At 62.5% G+C, this 13,875-nt stretch carries 11 protein-coding genes; 7 read left to right on the forward strand and 4 right to left on the reverse strand.

Annotation, left to right across the window (positions count from 1 at the left end):
• Window positions 1-8: 8 nt before the first annotated feature.
• The 6 genes from FOY53_RS12095 to tsf all read left to right on the forward strand — a co-directional run bounded on the left by FOY53_RS12095 (window position 9) and on the right by tsf (window position 8,923).
• Window positions 9-1,790, forward strand: a complete 1,782-nt coding sequence (locus FOY53_RS12095) for a sensor histidine kinase (protein ID WP_146589135.1) — start codon at window positions 9-11, stop codon at window positions 1,788-1,790.
• Window positions 1,791-1,822: 32 nt separating this feature from the next.
• Window positions 1,823-3,157, forward strand: a complete 1,335-nt coding sequence (locus FOY53_RS12100; protein ID WP_146589137.1) for a sigma-54-dependent transcriptional regulator — start codon at window positions 1,823-1,825, stop codon at window positions 3,155-3,157.
• A gap of 249 nt (window positions 3,158-3,406) precedes the next feature.
• Window positions 3,407-4,690, forward strand: coding sequence for a HupE/UreJ family protein (locus tag FOY53_RS12105; protein ID WP_246107371.1), 1,284 nt, complete (start codon window positions 3,407-3,409; stop codon window positions 4,688-4,690).
• A gap of 175 nt (window positions 4,691-4,865) precedes the next feature.
• Window positions 4,866-6,971 (forward strand): calcium-binding protein, encoded by a 2,106-nt coding sequence (locus tag FOY53_RS12110; RefSeq protein ID WP_146589139.1) that lies wholly within the window; start codon window positions 4,866-4,868, stop codon window positions 6,969-6,971.
• Window positions 6,972-7,169: 198 nt separating this feature from the next.
• On the forward strand, window positions 7,170-7,928 hold the full coding sequence (gene rpsB / locus FOY53_RS12115) for a 30S ribosomal protein S2 (RefSeq protein WP_146589142.1): 759 nt from the start codon (window positions 7,170-7,172) through the stop codon (window positions 7,926-7,928).
• A gap of 119 nt (window positions 7,929-8,047) precedes the next feature.
• Window positions 8,048-8,923 (forward strand): translation elongation factor Ts, encoded by an 876-nt coding sequence (tsf, locus tag FOY53_RS12120; RefSeq protein ID WP_146589144.1) that lies wholly within the window; start codon window positions 8,048-8,050, stop codon window positions 8,921-8,923.
• A 435-nt stretch (window positions 8,924-9,358) separates the two neighbouring features.
• Here tsf and FOY53_RS12125 read toward each other — a convergent pair whose 3' ends face one another.
• The 3 genes from FOY53_RS12125 to FOY53_RS12135 form a co-directional block, all read right to left on the reverse strand.
• Window positions 9,359-10,120: a helix-turn-helix transcriptional regulator gene (locus FOY53_RS12125; RefSeq protein WP_146589146.1), complete on the reverse strand. Its 762-nt coding sequence runs from the start codon at window positions 10,118-10,120 to the stop codon at window positions 9,359-9,361.
• Entirely contained in the window at window positions 10,120-10,560 is a 441-nt protein-coding gene (aroQ, locus tag FOY53_RS12130; RefSeq protein ID WP_146589149.1) for a type II 3-dehydroquinate dehydratase, read from the reverse strand. The genes FOY53_RS12125 and aroQ overlap by 1 nt, the downstream gene beginning before the upstream one ends.
• 319 nt (window positions 10,561-10,879) lie before the next feature.
• Window positions 10,880-12,103: an acyl-CoA dehydrogenase gene (locus FOY53_RS12135; RefSeq protein WP_146589274.1), complete on the reverse strand. Its 1,224-nt coding sequence runs from the start codon at window positions 12,101-12,103 to the stop codon at window positions 10,880-10,882.
• Between the two features lie 100 nt (window positions 12,104-12,203).
• Here FOY53_RS12135 and FOY53_RS12140 point away from each other — a divergent pair, with 100 nt between their 5' ends.
• Window positions 12,204-13,103 carry a LysR substrate-binding domain-containing protein gene (locus FOY53_RS12140; protein ID WP_146589151.1) on the forward strand — a complete coding sequence of 300 codons (900 nt, stop codon included), beginning with the start codon at window positions 12,204-12,206 and terminating at the stop codon, window positions 13,101-13,103.
• A gap of 80 nt (window positions 13,104-13,183) precedes the next feature.
• On the opposite strand, the gene phoB is transcribed toward FOY53_RS12140, so the two are convergent.
• Window positions 13,184-13,873, reverse strand: a complete 690-nt coding sequence (gene phoB, locus FOY53_RS12145) for a phosphate regulon transcriptional regulator PhoB (protein ID WP_146589153.1) — start codon at window positions 13,871-13,873, stop codon at window positions 13,184-13,186.
• Window positions 13,874-13,875: the final 2 nt, after the last annotated feature.

Raw genomic sequence — 13,875 nt, forward strand, 5'->3', positions numbered from 1 at the left:
CCTCGGGTATGTCCAAAGACAAGCCAGTCCCAGCGCGCCCCCACAGGGTCCGGCGTGAAAAGCGCGCCGGACCGCTGAGCTGGCGCGTGCGCGGCGCTCTGGTCGTCATGTTCCTGCTGGCGGTCTCCACGGTCTGGGTCACCAATTCGCTGTTGACCAGCCGCTTTACCGAAACCACCCGCAACCGCGCCGAACTGCGTCTGGCGCTGTACAGCGGCAACCTTCTGTCGGAACTGCGCCGCAACGCCATCGTGCCGCAACTGCTGTCGCGGGACCCGGCGCTGATTTCGGCGCTCAACTCTTCGGAGTACAGCCAGAGTTCGCAGCGGCTGATCTCGTATGTCGATGAAATCGGCGCGGCATCGTTGATGCTGCTGGATTCGGATGCGCGCACTGTGGCGGCCACCGATCGCAATCGTCTGGGCGAGTCGCACCGCAACGCGCCGTATTTTGTCGATGCCCTGCGGTCGAATGCGACGGTGTTCACCACGCTTCAGCGCGAAACAGGCGGCTATTCGTTCACCTATTCGCGCCGCCTTGACAGCCAGGGCAGCGCCATCGGCGTGATCGTGGTCGAGGTCGATCTTGCCAAGTTCGAACGGGCCTGGGCCGGCATTTCGGATGCGGTGCTGGTCACCAATTCCGAAGGCAACATCATCCTTGCGACCGAACCGCGCTGGCGCGGACTGACGCCCGCTGCGGCGCTGAAGCGCGAGCCGCCGGACAGTGCCATCGAACGGGCCATCCAGGCGACCGCCGACTGGACCGCCTTGCCCGCCGACGCCTATGTCCAGGGCGAGGCGGTGATGCGGATCGACGGCCGAATTCCTTTCCGCGGCTGGTCGATGACCAGCTTCACCACCTATTCCTCAGTCCGCGAACGGGTGAACGGCGTTCTGGCACTGGAAATCATGGGGTTTGCCATCCTTGCCGCGCTGGCGTTTTACGTGCTGTCGCGCAAGACCGCGCTGCGGATGGCCCTGTTCCAGCGGGAATCGGCGGAACTGCGCCAGCTGAACCTGCGCTTGCAGCGGGAAATTGCCGAGCGTGAACGCGTGCAGGAGACGCTTGCCGTGGCCGAACAGACCCTGGCGCAGAGCTCGAAACTCGCCGCGCTCGGAGAGATGTCGGCGGCTGTCAGCCACGAGTTGAACCAGCCTCTGGCGGCAATGAAGACCTATCTTGCCGGTGCCCGCCTGCTGCTGCGCCGGAACCGTCCGGACGAGGCACTGGCGGCATTCCACCGGATCGACGATCTGATCGAGCGGATGGGCGCCATCACCCGGCAGCTGAAAAGTTACGCCCGCAAGGGACAGGCCGAGTTTACCCCTGTGGATATGGGCGAGGCGCTGGTGTCGGCCCTGTCGATGATGGAACCGCAGCTGAAATCCCGCCGGGTCAAGATCACCCGGATCCTGCCCGAGGAACGGGTGCGCGTCATGGGGGACCGGATGCGAATCGAACAGGTCATGGTGAACTTGTTGCGCAATGCGCTGGATGCCACCAAGATGGTGCCGGATCCGCAGCTGGATATCATTCTTGCCTCTGGTGAAACGGCGACCCTGACAGTGCGCGACAACGGTCACGGAATCGAAGATCTGGATGCGCTGTTCGAACCCTTCTACACCACCAAACAGCCCGGCGACGGCGTGGGGCTGGGGCTTGCCATTTCCTCGGGCATCGTAAACGACCTTGGCGGCAGACTGATGGCACGCAATGCCGAAGCGGGCGGGGCTGTATTTGAAATTCAGCTGCCCATATTAAGTGACAAGACCCAAGCGGCAGAGTGATATCTCTTGTCGAAGCCGGAGCGGAGAGACCTATGTCCAAGGCGATGAAAATAGCTATTGTCGATGACGAAAAGGACATGCGCCAGTCCATCAGCCAGTGGCTGGCCCTGTCGGGCTATGACACGGAAACATTTTCCAGCGCCGAAGAGGCGCTTGGCTCGGTTGGCGCGGATTATCCGGGGATCGTGATCTCGGATATCAGGATGCCGGGGATGGACGGCATCCAGCTGCTGCGCAAGCTGATGGGGCACGATTCCGCCCTGCCGGTCATCATGATCACCGGTCACGGCGATGTGCCGATGGCGGTCGAGGCGATGCGCATCGGCGCCTTTGATTTCCTCGAGAAGCCCTTCAACCCGGACCGCATGTCCGAGCTGGCCAAAAAGGCGACCAATGCCCGCCGTCTCACGCTGGACAACCGGGCGTTGCGCCGCGAACTGTCTGACGGCACTCAGATGATGCGCAAGCTGATCGGCAACTCTGCATCGATGGAGCGGCTGCGCGAGGATGTGCTTGATCTGGGGCAGGCCGACGGTCACGTGCTGATCGACGGCGAAACCGGCACCGGCAAGACATTGATCGCCCATGCGCTGCATGCGGTCGGATCGCGTGCCGGCAAGAAATTCGTGCTGCTGTCCTGCGCCGCGATGGACGAGGACACGCTGATGCAGCGCCTGTTCGGTCCGATGCAGCCCGAAGACGTCCGGCTGCCCGCGGTCGAAGAGGCACGCGGCGGCACCCTGGTGCTCGAGGATGTCGAGGCGCTGAGCGATGCGGCGCAGTCGCGGTTGCTGTCGGTGATAAACGATCAGGGCAACCCGCCGGAAACCCGCATCGTTGCCATCTGCAACATGCAGGACGAAGGCCGCACCTGCGAGGATGCGTTGCGGTCCAATCTGTATTACCGGCTGGCGGCGCTCAAGATCACCGTGCCGCCGCTGCGGCAGCGCGGCGAGGATATTCTGACGCTGTTCACTCGCCTGTCCGAGCAATACGCCGAGGAATATGGCTGCGACGCGCCGCAGGTCAGCGCCCAGGAGGCCGCACAGCTGTTGCAGGCGCCCTGGCCAGGAAATGTGCGCCAGCTGATCAATCTGGCCGAGCGCGCGGTGCTGCAATCGCGGCGTGGTTCGGGCACCATCGCGTCGCTGCTGATGAACGACCATGACGAGATGCAGCCGGTGATGACCACCGAAGGCAAACCGCTCAAGGAATATGTCGAAGCGTTCGAGCGGATGCTGATCGACAACACCATGCGGCGTCACAAGGGATCTATCGCCGCAGTGATGGACGAGCTGTGCCTGCCGCGGCGCACCCTGAACGAAAAGATGGCAAAGTACACGTTGCAGCGTTCGGACTATCTCTGACGACACCGCGCCGGTCCGGCGCGGCCACTGCGCGGGGCCAAGGCCCCTCGTCTGGCCTGCCGCACGGGTCGGAAGGTGCGACGCCGGGACGACGCCGCCTGCAATCAACGCGCGCGTCGGCGCGTGCCGTCAGGTCGTTGTGCAACTTTTGTCTAATCCCGCCCGTGGCTCTTGAGGTGCAGGAGATTTGCACCACAATGGTCTGGAAATTGGCTTGGGGGCAAAGACTTGCGCGCATTTTTTACGGTTTTGGCAGCATTCATTTTCGTGGGGTCTGTCGCGAATGCCCATGAGGTACGCCCCGCCATCGGCGATCTGACGGTGTCAGGCAGCCTTGTGACGCTGGAAATCACCCTGAATGCCGAGGCCATCGTCGCGGGCGTCGATCTGGAAGGTGTGGCAGATACCAACGAAACCGCACAAGCGGCACAGGTGGATGCGCTGCGGGCGCTTGCGCCTGCTGCCTTTTCCGACCGGATCCGCGCCGACGCGGCGCAAGTGGCGGCGGCGATCTCGCTCCGGGCGGATGGTGTTGAGCTGCCGCTCGCGCTTGACGACGTCACCGTCGGTCCGGTCGGCAATGTCGAGCTGCCGCGCGACTCGATACTGCGGTTCACCGCCCCGATTCCGACCGACGCCAAAGGTCTGCAGGTGACCTGGCCCGCGTCCTACGGGGCGCTGATCCTGCGCCAGCAGGGGGTCGAGGCGCCCTATACCGGCTATCTCGACAACGGCACACCCAGCGACGAGATCGCGTTGACGGGCGGCGGCGAGGACACGGCACTGCAGGCGTTTGCGGGGTATATACCAGTCGGATTCGATCACATCCTGCCCAAAGGTCTGGATCACATCCTTTTTGTGCTGGGACTGTTTTTCCTCTCGACCCGCATCGGTCCGCTGCTGTGGCAGATCTCGGCTTTCACGCTGGCGCACACCGTCACCCTAGCACTGGGGGCAATGGGCTGGGTCACCCTGCCGGGGTCGATCGTCGAGCCGCTGATCGCCGCGTCGATCGTCTTTGTGGCGGTCGAGAACATTCTCACCGACGGGCTGAGCCGCTGGCGTCCGCTGGTGGTGTTCCTGTTCGGGCTTTTGCACGGGCTGGGTTTTGCGTCGGTTCTGGGCGAGTTCGGACTGCCGCCGGGTCAGTTCTTTCCGGCGCTGATCGGCTTTAACGTCGGGGTCGAACTGGGGCAGCTTACGGTCATCGCTCTGGCCTTTCTGCTGGTCTGGGTGGCGCTGCGGGTGGATGACAACGACATGACCCCGCGCAGCGGTCAGGTGTTTTACGGTGTGCTGGCAGCGGGTTTCCTTGTCCTTGGCTGGTTGCTGAATAATCCGGAATTCACGTCCGTGATGGGCGCAAGGGCACCCGTTTTCCTGTGGCCCATGGCGATGATTTCCCTGTTCTGCGTATTGTCGGCGACCTGGGTTGACCAGCTTGCGGCCTATCGCACCTATGTGGCCATCCCTGCCTCGGTCGCAATCGCGCTGGTCGGCTTTTACTGGTTCGTCGAGCGGGTCTTCCTCTAGCCGCGCCGCGACCGCCGACCCTGATCCTCCGTCCGACACGGCGCCGCACCGAATTTTGTGGCACCGGGAAAATTGCGCCGTATTGTCATTTTTGGCGGAGATTGGCTCCGCCAGATTGGTTGCAGGTAACCGGAAGACTTTTTGTCTTCCGAAGTTTTCAGGGAACGATAGATCCATGGCCATTGCCCTTACGGACACCGTGTTCGACGCCATTCCGTCTGACGGACAACGTGTCCATTCCTACGCCATCGGCAATACGCTGGTGCTGGTCTGGACCAGCGCCGGGCCGGTGTTTTCCGACATCGCCAATTTCACGGTTCTGTCGCTGGGTGACGGCACTGTGCTGGTGCCGCCGACACAGCTCGACACCGGGTCACTGGACGCGCCGAACGGTTTTGACGACAGCATCATCAACGTGGCAGCGGACGGGGCAGGGGGCTATGTCTTCCTCGTCTCGCACGCGCAGAACGGTTTCATCGACGAAGACAACAACTTTACACCCTATTCGGAATCGCGGCTGGCAATCTCGGTCGATTCCGCAGGCACGGTGACCGGCAGCCAGAGTGTGCCCGCGACATTTGTCGGCTGGGAAAACGCCAGCTCCGTGACACTGGACAATGGCAATGTGGCGGTGCTGTCGCGGGCCACCGCGACGCAGGCCGTGACGCTGCAGATCCTCGGGCCGGATGGGGCCACGCTGTCGAGCACGGAAGTCGAGGGCACCTTTGGCACCTCGGAGGTCGAGGGTATCTTTTACCAGCTGACCGCCGGGCTTGAGGTTGCCGAAGTCGGTGGCCGGATTCTGGCGCTTTATCGGGACAGCTTTACCGACACGCTGTTCGGACAGTTCTTCACCCAGGCGGGTGTGGCCGACAGCGGCGAGTTCGATATCTCGGTTGGCGATCATGGCGATGCCAGCAACGCTGCGGTGTTTCAGGACGGACTGCTCGAGGCCGCGGTGCTCACCGATGGACGGGTCGCCATTGCCTGGGCGGACAGTCTGGACGGGGACATCAACGTCTGGGTGACGGTGCTGAATCCCGATGGCACGGTCTCGGTTTTCGAGCAGCAGGTCAACATCGGCGCGACCGCCGCGGGCGAGCAGTACCACGCCACTGTGCACGCGCTCGAGGGCGGTGGTTTTGCCGTTACCTGGAATCAGAACCTTGTCACATCACAGGAACCGGGCAGCTTTGTGCAGTGCTTTGGCGCGGACGGCACCCCGGTCGGAGACCTGATCACCATCACCGCCGGTCCAGGCGCGGGCGTCGGGTACGGCGCCATCCTGCCGGATGGCAGCGGTTTGCTGGTTGACTGGTACGGCAACGTCACCGATCTGGCCGGGGGCGACACGTCCACGCAGGGTCTGAGCCTGACCGGCACCGAGAGCAACGACACCCTGACCGGCAGCAACGGCAATGACACGCTCCGGGGCGCGGGTGGCGATGATGCGCTGTCCGGCGCGTCTGGCGACGATGTCATGGATGGCGGCGACGGCAACGATGGCATTCAGGGCAACGCGGGCAACGACACTTTGAATGGCGGGCCCGGCGATGACCAGATTTCCGGTTCCGACGGCGACGATGTGATCGACGGTGGCGACGGCGATGACAATATCGGCGGCGGGCTGGGCGACGATTCCATCACCGGCGGGGCTGGCAACGACACAATCGGCGCCGGTCAGGGCAACGATTCTGTCGACGGCAGTGGCGGCAACGACGTGCTGGCCGGCGGGGCCGGGGATGACACCCTGTCCGGTGGCGACGGCAATGACGTGATGGGGGCCAGCTATGGAGTCGACAGCATCGATGGCGGTGCGGGCAGCGACAACATCGGCGGCGGCTTTGGCCGCGACACCATCGACGCCGGGGATGGCGACGATTCGGTTGGCGGCGGCGAAGGTGACGACAGCATCGAGGGTGGGGCGGGCAATGACTTTCTGGCCGGCGGCGGACGCAATGACACCATCACTGGCGGGACCGGCGCGGACACCATCAACGGCGGCGCCGGGGATGATGTGCTGACCGGCGGCGCGGACGGCGACCTGTTTGTCTTCAATGCGCTGACGGACGGCGAATTCGACCACCTCACCGATTTTGCGGTCGGCATCGATACGCTGCGGCTGAATGCGGCCAATGGCACCAACTTCGACGACCTTGCCTTTGACTCCACCGCTGTGGATGGCATTGCCGGGGTGCAGCTCGCGCTCGAGGGGCATGTGATCTTTTTTGCCGGGCTGGAACAGGGAGAGCTGACCGCCGGCGATTTCCTCTTCGTCTGAGGTTGCCGCCGGGCTGAAAGTGTCGCGCGCCGTTGTCCGGGTCGCGGCACTTGCGCCCGGGTCAAAACCCCGCTATGAGCGCCCCACTCAATCCCGCAGGCGGGGTCGGGCCGTTGGGGGAGACATCCCCAGAGGTCCACCGGTTGGCGCAGTCGCGCACGCACCCCCGCCAAGGCGTAAACCGGAAAGGATAAGACCATGGCTCTTCCCGAGTTCAACATGCGTCAGCTGCTTGAAGCAGGCGTACACTTTGGCCACCAGACGCAGCGCTGGAACCCCCGTATGGGCGAGTTCATCTATGGTGCGCGCAACGGCATCCACATCATGGACCTGACGCAGACCGTCCCGATGCTGGACGCCGCGCTGAACGTTGTCCGCGAGACCACCGCCAAGGGCGGCCGCGTGCTGTTCGTCGGCACCAAGCGTCAGGCGCAGCAGTCGATTGCCGACGCCGCCGAGAAATGCGCGCAGTATTACATGAACCACCGCTGGCTGGGCGGCACGCTCACCAACTGGCAGACCGTTTCCAAGTCGATCCAGCGTCTCAAGCAGATCGACGAGCAGATGGAAACCGGCTCTGAAGGTCTGACCAAGAAAGAGCGCCTGAACATGGAGCGCGACCAGACCAAACTGCAGGCCTCGCTCGGCGGGATCCGCGAAATGGGCGGCGTGCCTGATCTTCTCTTCGTCATCGACGTCAAGAAAGAAGCGCTGGCCGTGGCCGAAGCCAACAAGCTGGGCATCCCGGTTGTCGCCATCGTCGACACCAACTGCTCGCCCGATGGCGTCGACTACATCATCCCCGGCAACGACGACGCGGCCCGCGCCATCTCGCTTTACTGCGATCTGGTCAGCCGTGCGGCTCTGGATGGCATGACCGCCCAGATGGGTGCCGCCGGTGTCGACATCGGTGCACTCGAAGACGCCCCCGTCGAAGACGCTGCCGCCGAGGCCTGAGCGTCTTTTGTCGCACGGGCGACATGCAGAGATGACATGAGCGGACAGCCTTCTGGCTGTCCCGGGATGGCCCGGACGGGGCCGTCCCAAATTGCAATTCCAGACGAGGAGAGCCGCAGATGGCGATTACAGCATCCCAGGTGAAAGAACTGCGCGAGATGACCGGCGCAGGCATGATGGACGCCAAGAAGGCGCTGACCGAGACCGACGGCGATATGGACGCCGCCGTTGACTGGCTGCGCACCAAAGGTCTGGCCAAAGCCGCCAAAAAGGCCGGCCGTACCGCAGCCGAAGGCCTTGTCGCCGTCGCCGTCGAGGGCAGCACCGGCGTTGCCGTCGAAGTGAACTCGGAAACCGACTTTGTCGGAAAGAACGCCGATTTCCAGAAGATGGTCGCAGGTATTTCCGCCGCCGCTCTCAAGGTCGACGATCTCGAGACGCTGATGGGCGCCGATCTGGGCGGCAAGACCGTTCAGGACGAGATCACTTCGAAGATCGCCACCATCGGTGAAAACATGTCGGTGCGCCGCATGGCCAAACTGTCCGGTGAGACCGTTGTGTCCTACGTCCACAACGCGGCTGCCGAAGGCATGGGCAAGATCGGCGTCCTGGTCGCCATGACCGGCGACAACGAAGCCTTTGGCCGTCAGGTCGCGATGCACATCGCTGCCGCCAACCCGGCATCGCTGTCCGAAGCGGATCTCGACCCGGCCGTTGTCGAAAAGGAACGCCAGATCCAGATCGAAATCGCACGCGAGTCGGGCAAGCCTGACTCGGTGATCGACAAGATGATCGTTGGCCGGATGAAAAAGTTCATGGCCGAAGTCACGCTGCTGGGACAGGCATTCGTGGTCAATCCCGACCTCACCGTTGCCGCCGCGGCCAAGGAAGCAGGCGTCGAGATCACAGGTTATGTGCGTCTTGAAGTCGGCGAAGGCATCGAAAAGGTTGTCGAGGATTTCGCCGCCGAAGTCGCAAAGACCGCCAAAGGCTGAGGGGCAGGGGCTCTGCCCCGGCTTCAACCTCAGCGCGCGTCGCCCCCGGGGGTGGCGCGCGATTTGCGTTTCAGACCAGCTGTCAGCCAAACGTAAACGGAGCCGCCCGCAAGGGCAGCTCCGTTTTTTCTTGACCGGAAGGCATCCCCGAGACATTGGGGATGAGATGAGGATACCTCCAAGTGCGCCGACCTTCCCAGGGCAATACCCGGAAAGGCCGACAGCGGTACTTACCGCAAAGTCCTGCAGTGCCTTGAAATTACAAGGGTTTCAGAACCAGCATTCCCAGGCTAAAGGCCACCACTCACGGAACAGTTATAGATTGGCAAGGTTTGTGACGTAACGGAAGTCAGGATTTCCCGACCTTTGTTCATTTGCGCTCATATGTTAACTTTTTCACGGTGGGTTCACGGACCACGCCAGACCGGAGCGAATTTATGCCTCCAAAACAAACATCTGGTTCTGAAACGTTGCCTTCATCACCGCCTGTGCGGTGGTTTCGACGTTCAGAGCCTCGCGTGCCAGCCGCAAATGCTTTTCGACAGTTGCCTGAGTGAGTCCCATGATTTGCGCGATGTCCTGCATGGTCTTGCCACTTCCCACCCATTCCAGCGCCTCCCGCTGGCGTTTGGTCAGCGTCTGGTTGGGGGGCGTATAGGGCAGGGACAGGATTTTCAGGTGAACGAGGTTGTTCATCAGCACGATGGTTTCACCATGTTCGGCCCACAGGGCATCGGTATCGGCCTGTGACAGACCGGGCTTCGCCGTCAGTGCGATGGCGCCCTTGGCCCCGGCGGACACCGATTTGAAGCTGATCGAATAGCCCGCGGTTACATTGTGGGACACGTTGAAATCAAACACCCGACGTTCTTCTCGGGTCAGCGTATCGCTGAGTATCTTCTCGGCAAGCACGCGCCAACTGCAGAACCCTTCGTTCTCGAGTGCCCATTTCACCATGGGCGCATGGGCATATAGACCCTGGCCGATGAAGACGTTCGTGTAACTGGGCGCATGATTGGACAGCAGCAGGAAATCGTTTGGATCACCCAGGGAATGGGCCGTGCGAAACCGGGTAAATCCGTACAGAAGCCGGTCAAAGCCATAGGCCGCCATATGTTCGCAATGTTTCGACCACAGCATTTCGATGCTGCTGGCATTGGTCAACTCGATCAGGTCACCGCAGAGCGCCGGTGTCATCAGGTACCCTCAAGGTGGCTGAACAGCGCGTCCATCGCCAATGTATAGCCGCGCGCCCCAAAGCCGCAGATCAGACCGATGGCGACAGGCGAGATATAGGACAGGTGCCTGAAACTCTCGCGCGCATGGATGTTGGACAGATGCAGTTCGACGACGGGGACTTCTGCCGATCGGATCGCATCCATCAGCGCGATCGAGGTGTGGGTATAGGCTCCGGCATTCAGGATCACACCATCCTTGGTGCCGCGCGCCGCGTGCAGTGCATCGACCAGAACACCTTCGTGATTGCTCTGGGCAAAATCCAGGGTCACTCCGATCTTTTCCGCATGCGCCCGGCACATGGCTTCGACATCCGCCAGTGTCGTCGAGCCATATATCTCTGGCTGACGGGTGCCCAGCAGGTTGAGGTTTGGTCCGTTGAGGATCAGCATCGTGCGCATTGTCGTTGTCCTGTTGTTTGACATCACAGTGACCGTCTAGGTTTGTCCTGTCCAGATGCCGGGGTTGGGGCTCTGACGCAAGCGGCCAACACCGTGATCGACGCACCACTGAGGCGCGGACCCGAAAAACACCTGTGCGGCTGGGATAATTGACGAATTTAAAATACATAATACTGATTATACGAATTATTGAATTACCGCGGCACGCGCGACTTTGCAGTGCGGCGCATGTCCGGCTCGACGGCCCTGTCGCGCAAAAAAACTGCGGCGCCCGTTACAGGCGCCGCAGTCCAGGGATCGTCGTATCCTGACGCAGGGTTTAAAAGAACGCCTGCAAGCCCGTCTGCGCCCGGCCAAGGATCAGCGCGTGCACGTCATGCGTGCCCTCATAGGTGTTCACTGTTTCCAGGTTCACCATGTGCCGGATGACCTGAAACTCGGCTGAGATCCCGTTGCCGCCGTGCATGTCGCGGGACTGCCGCGCGATATCCAGCGCCTTGCCGCAGTTGTTGCGCTTGATCAGCGAGATCATCTCGGGTGCGCCCTTGGCCTCGTCCATAAGCCGACCGACCCGCAAGCTGGCCTGAAGTCCCAATGAAATCTCGGTCTGCATGTCGGCCAGTTTCTTTTGAAACAGTTGGGTTTGCGCCAGTGGCTTGCCGAACTGCTTGCGGTCCAGCCCATAGCCGCGGGCCGCGGTCCAGCAGAACTCGGCCGCGCCCATGACCCCCCAGGAGATGCCGTACCGGGCGCGGTTCAGACAGCCGAAAGGCCCCTTGAGCCCCTGAACGTGCGGCAGAAGCGCGTCTTCACCCACCTCGACATTGTCCATCACGATTTCGCCGGTGACCGAGGCCCGCAGGCTGAGTTTGTTGCCAACCTTCGGCGCCGACAGTCCCTTCATGCCTTTTTCCAGCACAAAGCCGCGGATCTTGCCGTCGTGGGCTTCGGATTTGGCCCAGACCACAAAGACATCGGCAATCGGCGAGTTCGAGATCCACATCTTGGAGCCCGAGATCCGGTAGCCGCTGTCGGTTTTCACCGCACGGGTCTTCATGCCCGCAGGGTCAGACCCCGCGTCCGGTTCGGTCAGGCCGAAACAGCCGATCCATTCACCGCTTGCCAGTTTCGGCAGGTATTTCTGCCGCTGCTCTTCCGAGCCATAGGCATAGATCGGATACATCACGAGGCTGGATTGCACCGACATCATCGACCGGTAACCGGAATCGACCCGCTCGATCTCGCGTGCCACCAGCCCGTAGGCCACGTAGGAGGATCCCAGCCCGCCGTATTCCTCGGGCACGGTGATGCCCAGCAGGCCCATGTCGCCCATTTCGCGGAAGATTTCCGGCTCAACCCGCTCTTCGTTATACGCTGCAATCACCCGCGGCTGCAGTTTTTCCTGCGCGTAGGACCGGGCGCTGTCAGCGATCATGCGTTCATCTTCGCTCAGCTGGTCAACCAGCCGGAACGGATCTTCCCAGTCGAAGGATCCCATATCGGGCGCGTCCTTGGCTTTGAGCTTCGGCCCAGGTGTCTTCATCTCGTTCATGTCGCAACTCCTCATGTTCGGATCAGATTAACTTGCATCTGCCGCAAGTAAAATGGACATTCCCGCAAGTAACCATGCGGAAATGTCATATATGTCCCTCGCCCGTCGCCTGCTTCCCCCGATTGCCGCGCTCCGCGCGCTGGAAGCGCTGGACCGACTGGGCAGTGCCACAGCCGCTGCACAGGAGCTCGCGCTCAGCCAGAGCGCCATCAGCCGCCAACTGCAGACGCTTGAGGACCACCTTGGCACTGCGTTGCTGATCCGTGAAAAACGCAGTCTGCGACTGACCCCGGCGGCGCAGGATTATGCCGTCTCGATTCGCGCGGCGCTCGGCAGCATCGCCAATGCTTCGATGGCATTGCGGGTTGGCCCCAAGGGAGGCAGCCTCAGCCTGGCGATACTGCCGAGCTTTGGCATGCGCTGGCTGGTGCCGCGTCTTCCCGATTTTGCCCGCCGCCACCCCGAGGTGACGATCAACCTGACAACCCGCCTGAAGCCCTTCAGCTTTGCGGCAGAACCCTTTGATGCTGCGATACATTTTGGTGACAACTGGCCCGGAACCCACCGGCTTCAGCTGATGCGCGAACAGGTGCTGCCGGTCTGTGCTCCGTCACTTCTGGCGCGGGCGACAGAGATTCCGGCGCTGGCAAAGCTGCCACTGCTGCACATCCAGACCCGGCCCGAAGCCTGGCGAAACTGGTTCCGGCTGCACGGAACCGATCCGGGCGCCCTGCCCGGCACCACCTTTGACCAGTACACCACCATCATCCAGGGGGCGCTGCACGGGCTGGGTGTGGCCTTGCTGCCCGACTACCTGGTCGACAGTGAACTGATGTCGGGGCAACTGATGCGCGCGGCGGAAACCGCTCCGGTCAGCCTGGGCGCATATCATCTGGTCTGGCCGGACGACAGACCACCGGCCCCGGCGCTGATCAAATTTCGCGACTGGTTGTCGTTCCAGACCGAAGAGGAAGAAAACCTTCCGCGCTGAGTCCGGCAGTCATCTGCGCGAAACCGCCCGGGGATCTTGGCCCGACCGCGCTGGTGCGCCGGTCGTCGCGGCGTCAGGCGTCACCCCAGGGCGTAGCCCGCGCCCCGGACGGTGCGCAGCGGATCACCTCCGCCGTACTGGCACAACGCCTTGCGCAGCCGCCCGATGTGGACATCCACCGTGCGCGTGTCGACATAGATGTCCCGTCCCCAGACCCGGTCCAGCAGCTGTTCGCGTGACCAGACCCGGCCGGGTTTTTCCATGAAGGTCGACAGCAGCCTGAATTCCGTCGGACCCAGTTTGAGCGGTTCGCCCAGACGGGTGACGCGATGGGTTTCCGCGTCCAGCATGATGTCATCATATTGCAGCCGCAGACCTGCCGCCGCCGGCCGGGTGCGGCGCAGCTGCGCGCGCACCCGTGCCATCAGTTCCACCACCGAATAGGGTTTGACCACGTAGTCGTCCGCCCCGGTTTCAAGCCCGCGCACCTTGTCGACCTCTTCCGAGCGCGCCGACAGCATGATGACGGGCACCGAGCGGGTCTCGGGCCGGGTCTTGAGCTGGCGGCACACCTCGATTCCCGAAACATTCGGCAGCATCCAGTCCAGCACGATGATGTCGGGCTGTTCCTCTGCCACCAGAATCAGCGCCTCTTCGCCGTTTTCGGCACGCGCCACCCGAAAGCCTTCGGCCTCAAGGTTATAGCTCAGGACCTCGCGCTGCGCGGCCTCGTCCTCGACCACCAGAACGACCGGCTGATCTGCTGACATCC

Source organism: Puniceibacterium confluentis (assembly GCF_007923445.1).
Taxonomy (GTDB): Bacteria; Pseudomonadota; Alphaproteobacteria; order Rhodobacterales; family Rhodobacteraceae; genus Puniceibacterium; species Puniceibacterium confluentis.